The sequence below is a fragment of the Pseudomonas sp. GW823-FHT05G12 genome (genome assembly GCF_058795575.1).
The window spans coordinates 2,879,218-2,897,839 of record NZ_CM179501.1 but is presented as its reverse complement, the minus strand read 5'-3'; the positions used below and the strand labels follow the sequence as shown (position 1 = coordinate 2,897,839).

Genomic DNA, 18,622 nt, shown 5'->3' with positions numbered 1-18,622 from the left:
GGTGGTCTCCACGGCTCAAATGCATTTGAAATAGTCGAATGGCTCCAGGCACTCGCGGCAGCGGTACAGCGCCTTGCAGGCCGTGGAGCCGAACTGGCTGAGCAATTCGGTATGGGCGCTGCCGCATTGCGGGCAGCACACCTGGGGGGCTTCGCCGAGCAGGCTGCGCTTGCTGGCGCTGCCTTGCGGCGGCGCAATGCCATAAGCGCGCAGGCGCTCGCGGCCCAGTTCGGTGATCCAGTCGGTGCTCCAGGCCGGGGTCAGCCGACGCTCCAGGTCTGGCGCGGTGAAACCGGCTTGCTCCAGCGCCTGGCGGATATCCCCTTCGATCACTTCGGTGGCCGGGCAGCCAGAATAGGTCGGGGTAACCACCAGGTGCAGGTGGCCGGCGCGCCAATCGACATCGCGCACGATCCCCAGGTCGACCACGCTGACCACCGGCACTTCAGGGTCCATGACCTGGCCCAATACCGCCCAGGCGCGGGCCAGGTCGTCGCCTTGCTGTGCCCGTGCGCCGCGGTCGCCGGCAATCAGTTCACCAGGTTGCATCGGGGTAGGCCCTTGGCAGGAACTGCATTTCGGCCAGCAGCAGGCCCAGATGCTCGGTGTGCAGGCCTTTGCGGCCATCCAGGTAGAAGTGGCTGGCGGCCTTGGGCAGCGGCAGTTCGACCGAAGCAAACGTCGCGGCGACCTGCTTCAGCCAGGTGGCGCCGACGGTAGCGGGATCGGCGCCGATACCGCATTCGGCCAGACGGACTTCGTTGTCGCTGCCAGCGGTGAGTTCAACGGTGAAGCGCCACAGTGCCGGGATAGCGGCGAGCATGCGCTGGCGGCTGGCATCGGTACCACCGCCCAGACGTTGTACCCATTCGCTGGACCGGCGCAGGTGGTAGGTGACTTCCTTCAGGGCCTTGGCGGCAATACCGGCGATTCGCGCGTCGCTGGACTCGACCAGCCCCTGGAGCACGGCGAAGTGCCACGCGTCGTAAAGGAACTGCTTGGTCATGGTGACGGCAAAGTCACCGTTGGGTTGCTCGACCAGCAGCAGGTTGCGGTAGGCGCGCTCGTCACGGCGGAACGCCAGGGCATCGGCATCCCGGCCATCGTCGAGCAGCTCGGCGGCATACTCCAGCCAGTTGCGGGCCTGGCCGACCAGATCGAGGCCGACGTTCATCAGGGCCAGCTCTTCCTCGATGGCCGGGGCACGGCCACACCATTCGCAGAGGCGCTGGCCCTGGACCAGGGCGCTGTCGCCGAGCAACAGCAGGTAGGGGATAAGGGCTTCTTTATGCATGGCCCACCTCACATGTGTCCGACTTCGTCGGGCAGCTCGTAGAAGCTGGCATGGCGATAGACCTTGTCGTCCGCGGGGGCGAACAGCGGGTCTTTCTCGTCGGGGGAGGAGGCGGTGATCAGCGCCGACGGCACCACCCACAGGCTCACACCTTCGCTACGGCGGGTGTAGAGCTCGCGGGCATTCTCGATAGCCATGGCGGCATCGGCGGCGTGCACGCTGCCGACATGCTTGTGGTTAAGGCCGTGCTTGCTGCGCACGAACACTTCGTAGAGGGTCCAGACAGACATTTTCGATCTCCGCATCTATCGCCGCTCAGGCGGCGTTCTTGTTCTGTTGCTTGCGCGCATAGGCCACGGCGGCCTCGCGTACCCAGGCGCCGTCCTCGATGGCCTTGCGCCGGGTGGCGACACGCTCCAGGTTGCATGGGCCATTGCCCTTGATCACTTCGTAGAACTCGTCCCACTGGATTTCGCCGAAGTCGTAGTGGCCGCGCTCGGCGTTCCACTTCAGCTCAGGGTCAGGCGCAGTGCAGCCCAGCAGTTCCAGCTGCGGCACGGTCTGGTCGATGAAGCGCTGGCGCAGTTCGTCGTTGGTCTGGCGCTTGATCTTCCAGGCCATCGACTGGGCGCTGTTGGGCGAGTGTTCATCGCTCGGGCCGAACATCATCAGCGCCGGCCACCACAGGCGGTTGATGGCGTCCTGAACCATGTCGCGCTGGGCTTGGGTGCCCTGGCGCATCATGGTCAGGAGCATTTCGTAGCCCTGGCGCTGGTGGAAGCTCTCTTCCTTGCAGATACGGATCATCGCGCGGGAGTAGGGGCCGTAAGAGGTGCGCTGCAGTACCACTTGGTTGACGATGGCGGCGCCGTCCACCAGCCAGCCCACAGCGCCCATGTCGGCCCAGCTGAGGGTGGGGTAGTTGAAGATGCTTGAGTACTTGGCCTTGCCGCTGTGCAGTTTGGCGATTTCTTCGTCGCGGTCAGCCCCCAGGGTTTCCATGGCGCTGTACAGGTACAGGCCGTGGCCGGCTTCGTCCTGAATCTTGGCCATCAGCTGCAGTTTGCGCTTGAGGCTGGGGGCACGGGTGACCCAGTTGCCTTCGGGCAGCATGCCGACGATTTCAGAGTGGGCGTGCTGGGAGATCTGCCGGATGAGGGTCTGGCGGTAGGCCTCGGGCATCCAGTTCTTGGCTTCGATCTTGATTTCGGCATCGATCTTTTCCTGGAAGTTGCGTTCCTCGGGGGACATCTCTTCCAGCGACTTGATGCGCTTGACTCCGGTTTCCACTAGCTGTGCGTACATGTGCTGCGACTCCTGCTAAGGCATGAGTCATTTGTAAGCGATACAAAACATAACGTCAAACACATTTATATGTATCAAGTAAGATTTGTGTATCACGTTGACAGCCAAGAGGGCTGCCGGGCAGCAGCGCGTGCCCGGCAGAACGCAGGCAAAAAAAGGCCCCGGACAATGCCGGGGCCGAAATGGCAGCCGATTGGGTCAGCTGGCCAACCGTCTGTCGAACACGTGGCACGCCTTGCCCTCGGAGCGCTTGAGCGTGCCGCAGGGCTGCAGGTGCACCTGGGTGCTGATACCGATGTAAGTCTTGATCTGTTTGCTCAACTCCCCAACAACCAGCTTGCGCTGGCCTTCGTCAAGGTACTGGCACTCTGCGCGCAGCTCCACGTGCACCTGGACACTGTCCAGATTTCCATTGCGATACAGATGAATTTCATAAAGCTCAGAAAGCTGTTTTATTTTTAGCACCTGCTCCTCGATCTGAGTCGGGAACACATTGACCCCGCGAATGATCAGCATGTCGTCACTGCGGCCGGTGATCTTGCCGATCCGCCGCATCGGCCGAGCGGTGCCGGGCAGCAGCCGGGTGAGGTCGCGGGTGCGATAACGCACCATCGGCAATGCCTCCTTGCTCAGCGAGGTGAATACCAGCTCGCCCAGTTGGCCATCCGGCAGCACCTCGCCGGTGGCAGGGTCGATGATTTCGGGATAGAAGTGGTCTTCCCAGATGGTCGGGCCGTCCTTGGTCTCTATGCACTCCATTGCCACCCCGGGCCCCATGATTTCCGAAAGGCCGTAGATATCGAGGGCATTGATGCCCAGACGCTGCTCGATCGAGCGGCGCAGCTCGTCGGTCCATGGCTCGGCACCAAAAATGCCCAGGCGCAGCTTGAGGTCGTGCGGGTCGATGCCCTGGCGCTCGATTTCATCAGCCAGGTTGAGCATGTAGGACGGGGTGACCATGATGATGTCGGGCTGGAAGTCGCGAATCAGCTGCACCTGCTTTTCGGTCTGGCCACCGGACATGGGGATCACGGTGCAGCCCAGGCGTTCGGCACCGTAGTGCGCGCCGAGCCCGCCGGTGAACAGCCCGTAGCCGTAGGACACATGCACCTTGTCACCTTTGCGCCCGCCGGCCGCACGAATCGAACGGGCAACCACATTGGCCCAGGTGTCGATATCGTTCTGGGTGTAGCCGACCACCGTCGGCTTTCCGGTGGTGCCACTGGAGGCATGCAGGCGCACCACTTCTTCCTGGGGCACGGCAAACATGCCGTAGGGGTAGTTGTCGCGCAGGTCGTTCTTGCCGGTGAAGGGGAACTTCGCCAGGTCTTCCAGGCACTTGAGGTCATCAGGGTGGATGCCGTACTCGGCAAAGCGCTGGCGGTACAACGGCACATTGTCGTAGGCGTGCTTCAGGCTCCAGCGCAGACGTTCCAGCTGGTGCTGGCGCAGGGCATCGACGCTGGCGGTTTCCATCGGGTCCAGCAGGGCACGATCGGCATCATGGTACATGTTCATGGCTTCACTCGAATTGTTCTTGTACGCCGCGCGCCAGCGGTTGCAGGCCGCGCGGTGAGTGTCATGGAGGCAGCATATACGGCTGCGTTCAGTTCGGTAACAAGCGCAGGGTCTGAACCGCTCAGAGGCGCTCGATGATCATGGCAATGCCTTGGCCTACGCCGATGCACATGGTGCACAGGGCGTAGCGGCCGGCCGTTTCTTCAAGCTCGTGCAAGGCAGTGGTCACCAACCGGGCACCGCTCATGCCCAGGGGATGGCCCAGGGCGATGGCGCCGCCGTTGCGGTTGACTCGCGGGTCGTCGTCGGCCAGGCCCAGCTCGCGCAACACGGCCAGCCCCTGGGCGGCAAAGGCCTCGTTGAGTTCGATGACATCCATGTCAGCCAGTGCCAGGCCGGTGAGCGCCAGTACCTTGCGGGTCGCAGGCACCGGCCCGATGCCCATCAGCCTGGGCTCAACCCCGGCCACAGCCATGCCGACGATGCGCCCGCGCGCCTTCAGGCCATGGCGGCGGGCCGCGGCGCTGCTGGCCAGCAGCAGGGCGCAAGCGCCGTCATTCACACCGGAGGCATTACCCGCCGTTACGCTGCCGCCTTCACGAAACGGCGTCCCGAGCCGAGCCAGCTGCTCCAGCGTGGTGTCGCCGCGCGGGTGCTCGTCATGCTCGACCACTTTGACCGGGCCTTTACGCTGCGGGATTTCGACCGGCACGATTTCCCGCGCCAGGCGGCCGCGGGCCTGAGCTGCTGCTGCCTTGTGCTGGCTGCGCAGGGCAAAGGCATCCTGGTCGGCGCGCGAGATGCCGAACTGTTCGGCCACGTTTTCAGCCGTTTCCGGCATCGAATCGATGCCGTAGGCGGCCTTCATCAGCGGGTTGACGAAACGCCAGCCGATCGTGGTGTCGAACAGCTCGGCTGCACGCCCGAATGCCTGCTCCGACTTACCCATCACAAACGGCGCACGCGACATGGACTCTACACCACCGGCCAGCATGAGCCCCGCTTCACCGCAGCGCAGGGCACGTGCCGCATTGCCGATGGCATCCAGGCCGGAACCGCACAGGCGGTTGATCGTGGTCCCTGGTACTTCGAGTGGCAGCCCGGCCAGCAGGCTCGCCATGTGGGCCACGTTGCGGTTGTCTTCGCCGGCCTGGTTGGCACAGCCGAAGATAACGTCATCAATGGCTTTCCAGTCCAGTTCGGGGTGACGCTGGATCAAGGCTTTGAGCGGGATGGCCGCCAGGTCGTCGGCGCGCACGCTGCTCAGGGCCCCGGCATAGCGGCCAATGGGGGTACGCACGGCGTCGATGATCAAGGCATCGGCGTGGGTCGGTTCATTCATCTTGCGTCTCCTGCGCCAGCACGGTGCCGCGCACTTTGTAGGATTTGCCATGGAACATCGCAACCAATTCGCCGCGCTGGTTGTCGATGCGCACGTCATACAGGCCGGTGCGGCCTTTGCGGCTGACTTCGCTGGCGTGGGCGGTGAGCACGTCATCGCGCAGCGCCGGGGCCAGGTAGTCGATGCTGCAGCCCAGCGCCACCGTGGCCTGGTCGTAGCTGTTGCAGGCGAAGGCGAACGCCGAATCGGCCAACGCGAACAGGAAACCGCCATGGCAGGTGCCATGCCCCTGGATCATGTCGGCACGTACCGCCATGCGCAGGCTGGCCCGGCCCGGGCCGGCATCCAGCAGGCTGATACCCAGGCCCTGGGTGGCCGGGTCGCGGGCGTACATGGCGTCGGCACAGGCTTGTGCCAGTTGCTCTTCAGTCATGCAGGGTGCCTCCTTTGGCTTCACAGCGGCGTAACAACAGGGAAGGGCGGTAGCGGCTCTCGCCATAGCTGCGCTGCAGGTTGTCGAGCACGCGCAGGGTATGGGCAATACCGACGTTCGCCGCCCAGGCCAGCGGGCCGCAGGGGTAATTGACGCCGGCGCGCATGGCCAGGTCGATGTCGGCGGCGCTGCCGACGCCCTGAAGCACCGCATCGGCGGCCTCGTTGGCAAGCATTGCCACGGTGCGCAGTACCACCAGGCCGGGCAGGTCGGCGATGCCGGTCACTTTCAAGCCTGCGCGCTGCAGCAGGGCTACGGCCTGGTCACGGGCGCTGTCGCTGGTATCCGCTGACCAGCTGATGGCAATGCGCGTGGCGCTGCTGTAGTCCAGCGCCAGGTCGAGCAGCACAAGGTTGCGCAGCCCGTCCTCTCGGGCACGTTGGCTGGCCAGGCGGCCGTCGGACAGGGCCAGGGTGGCGTCGCCCACCTGGATCAGGCCACTACCGGCGCGCTGGGTCACGGCAATGCCGCTTTGGCGAAGGCGCTCGACCAGCGGCTGCATCACCCCCAGGTTGCCCTCGACTACGCAGGCCTCTGCGCGGGAGGAGCTGTGCAGTTCGGCCGGCTGCGGGCGCTCGACGCCTTCGGCATAGCGATAGAAGCCTTGGCCGGTCTTGCGACCCAGGCGACCGGCGTCCACCAGTTCCTTCTGCACCAGCGAAGGCTGGAAGCGGAAATCGCCATAGAAAGCATCGAATACGGAACAGGTGACAGCGTAATTGACGTCATGGCCAATCAGGTCGGTCAGCTCGAACGCCCCCATGCGGAAGCCGCCAGCGTCACGCATCAGCGCATCCAGGCTGGCGCAATCAGCGGCACCTTCCTGCAGCAGGCGCAGGCTTTCGGCATAGAACGGCCGCGCTACCCGGTTGACGATGAAACCGGGTGTAGAGCGCGCATGGACCGGCTGCTTGCCCCAGGCCTGGGCCGTGGCGTAGATGCGTGCGGCCACTGCCTGGTCGGTTGCCAGGCCCGACACCACCTCGACAAGCGCCATCAGCGGTGCCGGGTTGAAAAAGTGCATACCGACCACGTGCTGCGGGCGTTCAAGGCCAGCGGCGAGGCTGGTGATGGACAGTGACGAAGTATTGCTGGCAAGGATACAGTCGGCCGCGCACAGGGTTTCGAGCTGGCTGAACAACGCCTGCTTCACCTGCAGGTTTTCGACGATAGCTTCAATGACCAGGCCGGCATCTGCCAAGGCTTCGAGTGTATCGACCGGGCACAGGCGGGCATTGATCGCTTCGCGTTCAGCGGCCAGCAACTTTCCTTTGTCCACCAGCCGGGCCAGTTGGCGATCGATACCCGTCACCGTCTGGGCGGCAGCACCCGGGCGGTTATCGTAGAGCTTGACGGGGTGACCGGCCTGGGCCGCGACCTGGGCGATACCGGCGCCCATGGCGCCGGCACCGATCACCCCCACCTGGACATTGCTTGCGAGTGCGCCCATGTTCAGCGCCCCTTGAAGGCTGGCGTGCGTTTGTTCATGAAGGCGTTCACGCCTTCGCGGTAGTCCTCGCTGCGCCCGGCCAGGCGCTGCAGGTCGCGCTCCAGCTCCAGCTGCGCCTCAAAACCGTTGTCGAAACTGGCATTGAGGCTGCGCTTGATCAGTGCCAGGCCGTAGGTGGGCTGGGCGGCGAGGTGGCGGGCGAGGGTGAGGGCTTCATCACGCAGCGCGGCATCATCCACCACGCGGTGGATCAACCCCCATTGCTCGGCCTGTTCGGCGCCAAGGCGCTCGCCCAGCATGGCCAGCGCCTTGGCCCGGGCCATGCCGACCAAGCGCGGCAGCAGCCAGGTACCGCCGGAGTCCGGCACCAGGCCGATCTTGCAGAAGGCCTGGATGAAACTGGCCGAGCGGGCGGCCAGCACCAGGTCGCAGGCCAAGGGAATGTTGGCACCGGCACCGGCCGCCACGCCGTTGACCGCACAGATCACCGGCAAAGGCAGGTCGCGCAGGGTACGCACCAGCGGGTTGTAGAACTTGTCGATCGACTGGCCCAGGTCTGGCATCTCGGCGCCTGGGGCAACGTTGCGGTCGGACAGGTCCTGGCCGGCGCAGAAGCCGCGGCCTTCAGCCGTCAGCAGGAGCACCCGCGCGTCACTGCTCTGGCGCACTTGCCTGAGCGCTTCGCGCACCTCCAGGTGCATGGCCGTATTGAAGCTGTTCAGCTGCTCGGGGCGGTTCAATGAAAGGAAGGCAACGCCGTCCTCGATGGAAAACAGGATGTGCTGGAAAGTCATGACAGACTCGCTCCGTCAGTCGAGAGAATGATGATCAGCGCCCCTGGAAACGGGCCTGGCGCTTTTCCTGGAAGGCGCGGATGCCTTCATCGCGGTCGGCTGTGCCAGCCAGCAGGGTGAAGGCATGGCGCTCGAAGCGCAGGCCGCTGGCCAGGTCGGTATCACCGGCCTTCAGTAACGCCTCCTTGGCCAGGCGCACAGCCAGCGGCGCTTTGGCGGCGATGCTGCGGGCAACCTGCATGGCGCGTTCTACGGTGAGTTCGGGCTGGGTGATTTCGCTGACCAAACCGGCCTGCTGGGCGCGGAGGGCAGTGATGGCTTCCCCCGTCAGCACCATCTGCATGGCCAACGGCTTACCGACGGCACGTAACAGGCGCTGGGTACCGCCAGCACCGGGGATGATGCCAAGGTTGATTTCCGGCTGGCCGAAACGGGCGTCGGTACTGGCGATGACGATGTCGGCGCACATTGCAAGTTCGCAGCCGCCACCCAGGGCATAGCCGTTGACTGCGGCAATCAGCGGTTTGGCGAATGCGGCGATGCTTTGCCAATGCGCTACGCGCGGGTCATTGAGGATGCCGACCAGGTCGCGATCGGCCATCTCGCCGATGTCGGCGCCTGCGGCGAATGCATTGGCGCTGCCGGTAATCACTATGGCACGGACATGCTCGTCGTTCCCGGCAGCCTGCAGCGCAGCGGCCAGTTCTGCCAGTAGCTCGGTGCACAGGGCATTCAAGACCTCGGGCCGTTGCAGGGTAATGAGCTGAACGCCATGTTCGGGCGCCTGCACATCGATATATCGCGGCATCTCGGGTTCCTCTGGCTGCACGCACGGCACATCGCGTGGCCGGCATTTTTTGGAATTGTTTGCAGGGACGTAATGCGGGATCACGACCAGGTGAGGTTAGTATATGCTCTATGCGATACAGTAATGCAAGGTACAAAATGATTTCGCGTATCTCTTTTTTGTTTTTCTATGATCACAGCTCCAGTGCAATGCTTGCTGAAGAATCGTTTAACCTTGGCATTTCCTAGTATTTATAGCGGGTTTTTTCCTTGCAGCATTAACTCAACACAAGTGATACACGATTGACGACCAGACAGAATCTGATACAAGATCTACTGACATTTCAAATCATTTCGAGAGTGTTGCCATGCCTTGCTATCGACTGGACGGCCTGACGCCTGTGGTTCACCCGACAGCCTACGTGCACCCCAGCGCAGTCCTGATCGGTGACGTCATCGTCGGCCCCCGCTGCTACATTGGCCCGCTGGCATCGCTCAGGGGCGATTTCGGCCGCATCGTGCTGGAGGAGGGCGCCAACTTGCAGGACACCTGCGTGATGCATGGTTTCCCGGGGGGCGACACCGTAGTGGAACGTAACGGGCATGTCGGCCACGGCGCCGTGCTGCACGGCTGTCGCGTCGGCGAAGATTCATTGATCGGCATGAACGCCGTCGTGATGGATGGCGCCCATGTAGCACCACGCTGCATCGTCGCGGCCACCGCCTTCGTCAAAGCTGGCTTCGAATGCGCGGCGCAGAGCCTGGTGATGGGGTCGCCAGCCCAGGTCAAACGCCCACTGAGCGAGCAGGAGCTGGCCTGGAAACAGCGCGGGACGGCGGAGTACCAGCACCTGGCGCAGCGCTGCATGAACAGCATGGTCGAATGCCCGCCGCTGGCCGAGGCAGAGCCGGGACGCCCGCGCATGGAAGACACCGGGGTCAGGCCCAAGGGCCAGGCGAGCGCATGAGCCTGGCAGTGACACGCAATGGCCAGGCGGCCCGCCGCACAGGTATAGTCGATGCTTTATCCGCGCACAGTTCGCCCATGAGCAATCTCGCCCCACTGAACCACTTGATCACCCGCTTTCAGGAGCAGACGCCAATCCGCGCCAGTTCCCTGATCATCACGTTGTACGGCGATGCCATCGAGCCGCACGGCGGTACAGTCTGGCTCGGTAGCCTGATCAACCTGCTGGAGCCGATCGGCATCAATGAACGGCTGATACGAACGTCGATCTTTCGCCTGACCAAAGAAGGTTGGCTCACTGCAGAAAAGGTGGGCCGACGCAGTTATTACAGCCTGACAGGCACTGGCCGTCGGCGTTTCGAAAAAGCCTTCAAGCGCGTCTATAGCCCGAGCCAGCCAGCCTGGGACGGGGCCTGGACACTGGTGTTGCTGTCGCAACTCGAGGCGGGTAAACGCAAGGCCGTGCGTGAAGAGCTGGAGTGGCAGGGGTTTGGTGTCATGGCGCCGAACCTGCTGGGTTGCCCACGGGCAGACCGTGCCGACCTGGTGGCCACGTTGCGTGATCTTGAGGCGGGCGACGACAGTATCGTCTTCGAAACCCACACCCAAGAGGTACTCGCGTCCAAGGCGATGCGCGCCCAGGTGCGGGAAAGCTGGCGTATCGACGAACTGGGGCAGCAATACAGCGAGTTTATCCAGCTGTTCAGGCCGCTGTGGCAAGGTTTGAAAGAGCAGCCGTTGCTGGATGCTCAAGATTGCTTCCTGGCGCGCACGCTGCTGATTCACGAATACCGCCGCCTGCTGCTGCGCGACCCACAACTGCCCGATGAGCTGCTGCCAGGGGACTGGGAGGGAAGGGCTGCGCGACAGTTGTGCCGTAACCTCTACAGACTGGTGTTTGCCAAAGCCGAAGAATGGTTGAATGCAGCGCTGGAGACGGCAGATGGCCCATTGCCGGACGTGAGCGAGAGTTTTTACAAGCGTTTTGGCGGGTTGGCTTGAGGGGAGTGCTCGCCTCACAGTGCCGCGGCCAACATTCACGGCGTCGAGCAGGGTGCCTTCAGGGGCCCTTGGCCTCACACTCACCGCCACCTTGTTCGAGCGCCATGAGTGCAGGCATATCAAGAATTTCTACCAACCTGCCATGCAGGTCGACGATACCCAGCGCGCGCAGACGGGCGACGGATCGGCACACGGTTTCCAGGCGTAAACCCAGGTACGAAGCCATGTCTTCACGAGACATCCGCAACATGAAGCCATGGGCAGAGTAACCGCGGCTGACGAAGCGCCTGGAGAGCCCCACCAGGAAGCTGGCCAGCCGCTGTTCTGCAGTCAGGTTGCACAGCATCAGCACACGCCCGTGCTCACGCACGATCTCCCGGCTCATCAGGCGATTCAGGCTTTGCTGCAGGTCCGGAAACTCACGCGCCAGGGTTTGCAAGCGGCGATAGGGGACAGGGCAGACTTCGCTGTCTTCCAGGGCAATGGCGTCACAGACATGGTGCTCTGTGGCAATGGCATCGAGGCCGATTACATCGCCCGGCATCCAGAAGTTGATCACCACGCCTTGCCCCTCGGCGCTGTTCAGGCTGGTCTTGAAACTGCCGCAGCGTAAGGCATAGAGCATGGTCAGCGGATCGTTGGCATTGAACAGCGCGGCGCCCTTGCGAATGCGCATGCGTGGGCCTATCAACGCGCCCAGGCAGCTGTTTTCGTCAACCGGCAGGCCAGTGGGGAGGCACAGGCCGCTTACCCGGCAATCCATGCAGTGGTTCACCAGCGGTTTCAGGTGAATAGGGTTTGCCTTGGGCAAAGGGTTGGGTGAGTCGAGCAGGGTGACCTTCAGCTGGCCAGGCATTTTCGGGCCTCCTTCGCATTTCGGAGGCCCCTTTGGGCCCCCGCGCCATTACGCGCACCGAGCCCGACGGGCGACCAATCAGCAAGCATGTCCCGCGAGTGGGGGGCATTGAGGCGGCTTGTAAGCCGTTCGACAAATCGCTCGGCTTCGGCAGCCGTACTGAAACCCACCCGCCAGTCATCCATGCGCACCCAACAGCGTCCCTGCTCAGTGCTCTTCTCGACGTAAACGTTCATCAGGGCCTCCAAAGCATGTATCGCTAGACAATGCAGAATGAAGGCGTCCCTGCCGGCAGCGCAGGTGAAGCTCAGGGCGTTAACGCCATGGCACGCCTGCGGCGCCTGAGGTGAATGTTGATATGGCTACAGGGTGCGCCAGCGCAGTGTCGAGACATTGATCGGCGTCAAGTTCTTGCGCCATGGGCAATGCCATTGGTCGGTAGGTGCCTCGAGTTGATAAACATCAAGTTCGCAACGTGTAGCTGGCAGATGCTTTACCCACGTATCGCAACCTCAGAGGTGTGCCATGGAAACTCCGCAAAGACTGCTGCTGATCGCCTCGCCCCTGATGCGCCGAACCCCGGTCTATGACCGGGCTGCTGCGCTGGCCAAGGCCAAGGGGATGGCGCTGCACATCGTGGCTTTCGACTACGTGGAAGGGCTTGCCACGGCGGGCCTGGTGAATGAACAGGCGCTGGCAGTCATGCGCGAGGGTTACGTGCAGCAGCACCGTGAATGGCTGGAAACCCAGGCGTTGCCGATGCGGCGCAATGGTGTCACCGTCACAACCGAGGTGGTGTGGGTGCAGCAGCCCTTGAATGAGATCCTGATACACTTGCGTGAGCAACCGTTTGCCATGCTGATCAAAGAGCTCGAGCATGAGCCTTGGTGGATGCGCGCAATGTTTACCTCGCTGGATATCCAGTTGCTGCGCGAAACGCGAATACCCTTGCACTTGGTACACAAGGCCAGCCATGCGTTGCCACGCAGGATTCTGGCGGCGGTGGACCTGTCCAGGCCGGAGGATCAGTTTGAAGGCTTCAACGACCAGATCATCAGCGAAGCGCTGAAGCTGGCATTGCAGTGCAATGCCCAGATCGAGTTGCTGTACGCCTACGACTTGGGTTCCATGTACCTGGACGCCGGCGGCAGCCGGGAACATTCGTTCCTGTTCGATTCAAACGATGCCCAGACCTTGCATGACGCTCAAAGCGCTGCCTTCCAGGAGCTTGCCGAACGCAACGGCATCGCCGTCGAACACCGCCATATGCGCATAGGCGACCCGGCAAAGGCCCTGGCGATATTCATGGATAACAATGATATCGACGTACTGGTCATGGGCAGTTATCACCACCGTGGCATCGGCTGGTTCATCGGCAGTACTGCCGAGCGCGTTATGCATCGGTTGTCCAGCAGTGTGCTGGTGATTTCTCCAGAGCGCTCCCAAGGCTGAAGCACAAGGCCCGCAAGGGCCTTGTCTTTTCAAGGCCGCAGGTCAAGTTCGTGCAGAATCTCGCTCACATCGCCGCCGGGGTAGCGGGAGGTGAAGCCCAGTGCCTTGACCAGCCGGTGCATCGCATAGTTGCTGGCCAGATCCCTGGAGACCATGCACTGAAAGCCATTGCGTCTTGCGGCTGCAATCAGGTGTTGCATCAGGCGCTTGCCCAACCCCTTGCGCTGCCAGTCTTCGCTGACCGCCACTGCACATTCGCAACGTTGACTGCCTGGTATGCCCGCATAGCGGCTGACGCCGACCTGTTGCAATTGACCGTCTACATGAACCAAGGCGACATAGGCCATGCGCTGGTGGTAGTCCACGGGCATGTCTTGCGTGTCCAAGCTAGGCAAGCCGCCGCTGAGTCCGGCAATGAAGCGAAAGCGCCGTGATTCATATGCGATTGTGCTCAGAAAACGCTTGTCCCGTTCGCGGTCCTCCTCGCGCAGTGGGCGGATCAGCACCGCCGAACCGTCCTCGAGGTTTTCGACCCAGTGTTCGCAGGTCTGTGGCTGTGCTGTCTGCTGCCCGTTCATGACGCCTCCCGTTGCCTGATCAGTGTCTGGTGCAGCTGTTTTAACGTGGCAGGCCGGTTCGGTTCTGACAATCATCAAGTTCAGGCTGGGTAGCGGTTTTCTGATCTGCATCAAGCAGCAGCGATCCTGTGCGCGGAATATCGTCAGCATCACACCCACTGACGAAAGCGCGGAGGTTCACCATGGGGCAATATCGACAATTGCTGGTGCTGCTGACCGAGGTCGATCCGCATTCCGCCGCTTTGCGCCGAGCCCTTGCCTTGGCGCAAGTCAGCGGCGCCAGCGTGCATGTGCTGGGCCTGTTCGAGCCGAGCGAGGAGCACCTTCTGCGCGAAGAGCGGCTGAACGAGGCCGATATCAAGCGCCAGTACCAGCATTATCGCGTTCAGTTGACGGGATTGGTCGAACGGCATCGGGGCAGCGGTACGACGCTGACGGTCGACAGCCTGAATGCGGAGGATATCCGCAGCCAGGCGATCGATTACATCAGTGAACTGCAGCCGGATATGGTCATCAAGGACAGCGAAGCCGCGTCGGCCCTGGTGCGCATGTTCGGCACCCCACTGGATTGTGCGCTGATGCGAGGTTTCAAAGGCGTCAGCCATTTCGTGCCGGCGGCGGCCGTTTCATTGCCGCGGCGTGTGCTGGTCGCCGTGGATACTGCGTTCAGCGAGACCCCTGCCGTCCAGGCGTGCTTCAATCGTGGACTGATTCGTGCTGGCCAGGCGCTGGCGTTGCAGTGTGACGCGCACCTGCATCTGCTATCGGCCTACAACCTGGCAGGGGTATTTGCCTCGGACATGAATGTCTCCCAGGCCTGGATCGACGAGATGCGCGAGGCACTGCAGGAGCCATTCGAAGCGCTGGCCGATGCCGAAGGCGTCGCGCCGGACCGCCGACATTTCATGGAAGGAGGCCCGGTACAGGTGATCCGGGAACAGGTCGCTGCCCTGGACATCGACGCGGTGGTGATGGGCGTGGTACAGCCCAAAGGCCTGGACAAACTGTTGGGTGACACCACCGAGCGTATCGTCAGCCGCCCACCGTGCAGTGTGCTCGCCGTTCATCCCCAAATAGCCGAAAGTTGGGAGCCTTGGCCATGCAACTGACTTTTCTTGGCGGCACCGGCACCGTGACCGGCAGCAAATTCCTGTTGACCCGTGACAGCACGCGGGTATTGGTCGACTGCGGGCTCTTCCAGGGTTTCAAGCAACTGCGCCTGCGCAACTGGCAGCCGCTGCCCCCGGCGTTGCGGGCGCTTGATGCGGTGGTGCTGACCCACGCCCACCTTGACCACAGTGGTTATTTACCTGTACTGGTTCGGGAAGGCTACCGCGGGCCGATCTACGCCACGCCGGCAACTTGCGCCTTGGCGGAAATCCTCTTGCTCGACAGTGCGCGGCTGCAGGAAGAGCAGGCCGAACATGCCAATCGCCACGGTTACTCCAAGCATGCGCCGGCGCAACCGCTCTATACCGAGCAGGATGCCAAACGTGCCCTGGCACTGTTTCGCCCCGTAGCGTTACACCAGGTGACCATGATCGCCGAGGGCATGGAGTTGCTGTTGCGTACCGCCGGACATATTCTGGGAGCGGCCACGGTCCAGATCAGCGCCGAAGGGCAGACCGTGCTGTTTTCGGGTGACCTCGGCCGCCCTCAGGATCCGATCATGCGTGCGCCTGAGCTGGTCAGGACGGCGGACGTGCTGTTGATCGAATCTACCTATGGCGATCGCCAGCATCCCGCCGAATCGACCGAGCAGTACCTGGCCAAGGTCATCAACGAAACGCTCCTGCGCCATGGCATTACCCTCGTACCCTCGTTCGCCGTTGGCCGCGCCCAACTGCTCATGTATTACCTGTACACGCTCAAGCGCGACCGGCTGATCCCTGATATCCCGATCTACCTGAACAGTCCGATGGCCACCGACGCCACCGCCCTGTACCAGCAGTACCGCAGTGAGCATCGGCTGACCGCAGCCGAGTGCGCCGCCATGTGCAGAGGCACGCACATCGTCCGGACGGTCGATGAGTCCAGGCACCTGGACCAGCTGCGCGAGCCCGCAGTGATCATCGCCGCCAGTGGCATGGCGACCGGTGGACGGGTGCTTCACCACCTGAAGGCACTGGCGCCAAACCCGCGCAACAGCATTCTGTTCTCCGGCTTTCAAGCCGGGGGGACGCGGGGTGCCGATATCGTCGCGGGCGCCCACAGTGTGCGGTTGCACGGCGAGGATGTGCCCATCCGTGCACAGGTGCACGCGATGGAGAATCTTTCTGCGCACGCCGATGCCGATGAAATCATGGAATGGTTGCGCGGGTTCACCCGGCCACCCCGTCAGACCTATGTGATTCATGGCGAGCCACACGCTGCCGACACCTTGCGGCGGCGGATCAGCCTCGAACTCGGCTGGCAGGTGTGCGTGCCTGAATATCAGGAAACGGTTGCCATCGACCCTGTTCGCTAGAGGCTGTTTTCCACGCAACATCACCGAGTATCAAGGCTTTTCATACAGAGCCCAGGCTGGCACGGGAGGTATTCATGAACACACAAGCTAGGGCGAAACTCAGAGCGTGGTTGCATCGCCCCAAGGGCAGCCTGGGTTGGATCGTAGCGATCCTTGTGTTACTCCTCGCCGCATCGGCCTATCGCGGGCTGAGCCCGACCTGGCGCCTGCCCATGCACACTCCGGTCGTGATGCTGGCCTTGCTGACCTTGAGCGTGGCGCTAGGCTGGGCGGTGCAGCGGGGCGTGAAGCGCACCGTTGGCAAAGCCATTTTCAACGGCCAGGAGACAGGCTGGCAGGCCAGACTGGCGTTCCTTCGCTCAGTGGCTCGGGAATCGAACATCCTGCTGGTGGTGCTGTTGTGCCTGGCCCTGCTGGGCACGGGCACCTTGTGGTTGGCAGGGCGCTCAGTGACGCAGATCGTGGCGAACTGCGAGGCCAACCTGCAGGCTCAAGTTGATATACCCGAAGATGAAAAACTCACCGCGCTTGTCGGCAAACCGGTGTGCACGTGCCTGGCGCAGACCTTCATGGAACGCAACGGGGTGCTGCGCATGGCCTTGTTCGAAACCCCCATGCAGGAAGTGAGCGGCTTGAAGGTGCTCACTGCCGATGATGAACAGCGCTGTCTTGAACAGTTCGACCTGCTGCCCGAGGAGCCCCAGGCAACCGCGTCTTGAACCGGCCCGCCTGTGGGTGCCCTGGTGCTGGACGCCGCAGCCCGACGACTGGAACCGCCGCTATTTGGCTTTCCAGTACTTCTGCATTTCCAGGAAGAGAAACGAAGCGGTCCAGGTGATCAGCACTAGGCCGGTCAATGCCTGCAGGCCAGTCAGGTATTTCAGGTGCCCGCCAGGGGTGATGTCGCCGAAACCGATGGTGGTATAGGTGGTGAAGGAAAAGTACACGCAGTCCAGGAAACTCCCGTCGAAATTGCCGCTGAGTGTGCCCCAGCCGTCGGCGTGGGCCATCAGGTAATACACCAGGGCAAAGCACCAGACCTCAAGGGCATGGGCCAGCAGTGCGCCGAACACACCCGCCACGATGCGAAACCGGCTCCAGAGCTTCAGGCGGGGTAGCCAGTCATTCAGGCGCAGCAAGCATTCGTAGTGAATGATCACCACCAGGATCACGACCAGCATGTTGATCAGCGTGACAATGAGCATCGCCTGCACTCTTGCCCTGATGGGCGGTTCATTTCAAGTTGTCGACCAACGCATGGATGGTAGCTCATTGGCCTGCGGCAGCAACGCTAGGATTTCTTCACTAGCAGGTGCAAAGTGGCGCCTGGGGGCATTGATATTTATCAAGAACGAACCAGCACCTGCTTCAATAATGACAGCGCATGCAACCCAGGCAACGCGCCGGGAGGTACCCATGAAGCCGTATCGCCGGATTCTGCTTATCATGACCGAGGCCCAAGCCAATGCCGCGCTGTCCCGGGCCATGGCATTGTCTGCGGCGGCGGGTGCGAGTTTGCATGTACTGGGCATCCATGAATCTGGTGCACTGCGCCTGCCTCACGAATTGCAGGAGGCCCCACTTCATTCGGCCTCGTTCATGCATTTCAGTACCGAACTCAAAGCACTGCTGGATGAGCAGCCATTCGTTGGGGCTCGGCCAGGTTTCGAGGCAGTTGAAACCTCCAATCCGCGTGATCAGCTGCCAGCGTGCATTGCCCGCTACGCACCTGATTTAGTGATCAAGGGCTGCCCGGGCCACTCCCTGCTCGAGCAGATCGCTCGGACCTCGCTCGACCAGGCGCTGCTGCATGGGAGTGAGACGCCGTTGTTGTTCGTACCGGCGGATGCCCCAGCCATCCCCCACAACATTCTGGTCGCAGTGGATGTCGCCAACCCGTCGCCACACAACGACGCCCTCAACCATGCCCTGGTCGCGGCAGGTCAGCAACTGGCGACTCAATGCAAGGGGCAGTTGCACCTGCTGTCGGCTTACGACCTGCCCATCGCCATGCTGGCCAACCCTGACCTTGCAGGCCCTTGGGCGAACCAATTACGCGAGTCACTGCAGCTGCCCTTCGATGCGTTGGCCGATGCACATGGCATCGCTCACACGCACCGGCATTTCAGCGAAGGTGCGCCCCTGCGCGTGATCAAGTCCTACATCGCCACGCTGAAAATCGATGCAGTGGTGGTCGGCGCCGTGCAGCCCAGGCATTGGGCCAAGGTGATCGGCGATACCACCGAGCGGCTTGTCAGCCATGCACCGTGCAGCATCCTGACGATCAGGTCTGCACCCGTCAGCTGACTTCATTAAGA

General features: G+C 62.5%; 20 protein-coding genes. 7 read left to right on the top strand and 13 right to left on the bottom strand.

What is annotated here, in order from left to right; all coding sequences use genetic code 11:
• Positions 1 to 15: 15 nt before the first annotated feature.
• From paaD to paaF, 10 genes are all read right to left on the bottom strand, one after another.
• Entirely contained in the window at positions 16 to 549 is a 534-nt protein-coding gene (gene paaD / locus AC3RCM_RS13055; RefSeq protein WP_020190807.1) for a 1,2-phenylacetyl-CoA epoxidase subunit PaaD, read from the bottom strand.
• A complete protein-coding gene (gene paaC / locus AC3RCM_RS13050) occupies positions 536 to 1,294 on the bottom strand; it encodes a 1,2-phenylacetyl-CoA epoxidase subunit PaaC (protein WP_492629664.1) in 759 nt (252 codons plus the stop codon). Before paaC ends, paaD begins: the two co-directional genes overlap by 14 nt.
• Before the next feature lie 8 nt (positions 1,295 to 1,302).
• Positions 1,303 to 1,584, bottom strand: coding sequence for a 1,2-phenylacetyl-CoA epoxidase subunit PaaB (paaB, locus tag AC3RCM_RS13045; protein ID WP_013972614.1), 282 nt, complete (start codon positions 1,582 to 1,584; stop codon positions 1,303 to 1,305).
• Between the two features lie 25 nt (positions 1,585 to 1,609).
• Positions 1,610 to 2,599: a 1,2-phenylacetyl-CoA epoxidase subunit PaaA gene (gene paaA, locus AC3RCM_RS13040; RefSeq protein ID WP_010954157.1), complete on the bottom strand. Its 990-nt coding sequence runs from the start codon at positions 2,597 to 2,599 to the stop codon at positions 1,610 to 1,612.
• 198 nt (positions 2,600 to 2,797) lie between these two features.
• Entirely contained in the window at positions 2,798 to 4,117 is a 1,320-nt protein-coding gene (gene paaK, locus AC3RCM_RS13035; protein ID WP_064492053.1) for a phenylacetate--CoA ligase PaaK, read from the bottom strand.
• Positions 4,118 to 4,238: 121 nt separating this feature from the next.
• Positions 4,239 to 5,459 carry a 3-oxoadipyl-CoA thiolase gene (gene pcaF, locus AC3RCM_RS13030; protein WP_492629663.1) on the bottom strand — a complete coding sequence of 407 codons (1,221 nt, stop codon included), beginning with the start codon at positions 5,457 to 5,459 and terminating at the stop codon, positions 4,239 to 4,241.
• Positions 5,452 to 5,892 carry a hydroxyphenylacetyl-CoA thioesterase PaaI gene (paaI, locus tag AC3RCM_RS13025; protein WP_064492055.1) on the bottom strand — a complete coding sequence of 147 codons (441 nt, stop codon included), beginning with the start codon at positions 5,890 to 5,892 and terminating at the stop codon, positions 5,452 to 5,454. Before paaI ends, pcaF begins: the two co-directional genes overlap by 8 nt.
• The gene (gene paaH, locus AC3RCM_RS13020; RefSeq protein WP_492629662.1) at positions 5,885 to 7,402 is read right to left on the bottom strand and encodes a 3-hydroxyacyl-CoA dehydrogenase PaaH; all 1,518 of its coding nucleotides are present in this window, start codon (positions 7,400 to 7,402) and stop codon (positions 5,885 to 5,887) included. Before paaH ends, paaI begins: the two co-directional genes overlap by 8 nt.
• A 2-nt stretch (positions 7,403 to 7,404) precedes the next feature.
• Positions 7,405 to 8,196, bottom strand: a complete 792-nt coding sequence (gene paaG / locus AC3RCM_RS13015) for a 2-(1,2-epoxy-1,2-dihydrophenyl)acetyl-CoA isomerase PaaG (RefSeq protein WP_020190801.1) — start codon at positions 8,194 to 8,196, stop codon at positions 7,405 to 7,407.
• Between the two features lie 34 nt (positions 8,197 to 8,230).
• Positions 8,231 to 9,004: a 2,3-dehydroadipyl-CoA hydratase PaaF gene (gene paaF, locus AC3RCM_RS13010; protein ID WP_492629661.1), complete on the bottom strand. Its 774-nt coding sequence runs from the start codon at positions 9,002 to 9,004 to the stop codon at positions 8,231 to 8,233.
• Between the two features lie 346 nt (positions 9,005 to 9,350).
• Here paaF and paaY point away from each other — a divergent pair, with 346 nt between their 5' ends.
• Both paaY and paaX read left to right on the top strand, forming a co-directional pair.
• Complete coding sequence (gene paaY, locus AC3RCM_RS13005; protein WP_010954164.1) at positions 9,351 to 9,950, top strand: phenylacetic acid degradation protein PaaY; 600 nt, start codon at positions 9,351 to 9,353, stop codon at positions 9,948 to 9,950.
• Positions 9,951 to 10,027: 77 nt separating this feature from the next.
• A complete protein-coding gene (gene paaX, locus AC3RCM_RS13000) occupies positions 10,028 to 10,951 on the top strand; it encodes a phenylacetic acid degradation operon negative regulatory protein PaaX (RefSeq protein ID WP_177410047.1) in 924 nt (307 codons plus the stop codon).
• A 58-nt stretch (positions 10,952 to 11,009) separates the two neighbouring features.
• Here paaX and fnrC read toward each other — a convergent pair whose 3' ends face one another.
• Positions 11,010 to 11,807 carry a Crp/Fnr family transcriptional regulator FnrC gene (gene fnrC / locus AC3RCM_RS12995; RefSeq protein WP_064492060.1) on the bottom strand — a complete coding sequence of 266 codons (798 nt, stop codon included), beginning with the start codon at positions 11,805 to 11,807 and terminating at the stop codon, positions 11,010 to 11,012.
• A gap of 525 nt (positions 11,808 to 12,332) precedes the next feature.
• Here fnrC and AC3RCM_RS12990 point away from each other — a divergent pair.
• The gene (locus tag AC3RCM_RS12990) at positions 12,333 to 13,259 is read left to right on the top strand and encodes a universal stress protein (RefSeq protein WP_064492062.1); all 927 of its coding nucleotides are present in this window, start codon (positions 12,333 to 12,335) and stop codon (positions 13,257 to 13,259) included.
• A gap of 29 nt (positions 13,260 to 13,288) precedes the next feature.
• Here the strand turns inward: AC3RCM_RS12990 and AC3RCM_RS12985 are convergent, their stop codons facing one another.
• On the bottom strand, positions 13,289 to 13,837 hold the full coding sequence (locus AC3RCM_RS12985; protein ID WP_064492063.1) for a GNAT family N-acetyltransferase: 549 nt from the start codon (positions 13,835 to 13,837) through the stop codon (positions 13,289 to 13,291).
• 182 nt (positions 13,838 to 14,019) lie between these two features.
• On the opposite strand from AC3RCM_RS12985, the gene AC3RCM_RS12980 reads away from it, so the two are divergent.
• The 3 genes from AC3RCM_RS12980 to AC3RCM_RS12970 all read left to right on the top strand — a co-directional run bounded on the left by AC3RCM_RS12980 (position 14,020) and on the right by AC3RCM_RS12970 (position 17,023).
• Positions 14,020 to 14,946 carry a universal stress protein gene (locus AC3RCM_RS12980; RefSeq protein WP_064492064.1) on the top strand — a complete coding sequence of 309 codons (927 nt, stop codon included), beginning with the start codon at positions 14,020 to 14,022 and terminating at the stop codon, positions 14,944 to 14,946.
• Complete coding sequence (locus AC3RCM_RS12975) at positions 14,937 to 16,304, top strand: MBL fold metallo-hydrolase RNA specificity domain-containing protein (RefSeq protein ID WP_010954170.1); 1,368 nt, start codon at positions 14,937 to 14,939, stop codon at positions 16,302 to 16,304. The genes AC3RCM_RS12980 and AC3RCM_RS12975 overlap by 10 nt, the downstream gene beginning before the upstream one ends.
• A gap of 74 nt (positions 16,305 to 16,378) precedes the next feature.
• Positions 16,379 to 17,023 carry a hypothetical protein gene (locus AC3RCM_RS12970; RefSeq protein ID WP_081273226.1) on the top strand — a complete coding sequence of 215 codons (645 nt, stop codon included), beginning with the start codon at positions 16,379 to 16,381 and terminating at the stop codon, positions 17,021 to 17,023.
• 60 nt (positions 17,024 to 17,083) lie between these two features.
• Here the strand turns inward: AC3RCM_RS12970 and AC3RCM_RS12965 are convergent, their stop codons facing one another.
• Positions 17,084 to 17,509, bottom strand: coding sequence for a potassium channel family protein (locus AC3RCM_RS12965; RefSeq protein WP_064492065.1), 426 nt, complete (start codon positions 17,507 to 17,509; stop codon positions 17,084 to 17,086).
• 211 nt (positions 17,510 to 17,720) lie between these two features.
• Between AC3RCM_RS12965 and AC3RCM_RS12960 the strand changes: the two genes are divergently transcribed.
• Positions 17,721 to 18,611 (top strand): universal stress protein, encoded by an 891-nt coding sequence (locus AC3RCM_RS12960; protein WP_064492066.1) that lies wholly within the window; start codon positions 17,721 to 17,723, stop codon positions 18,609 to 18,611.
• The last annotated feature ends 11 nt before the right edge of the window (positions 18,612 to 18,622 follow it).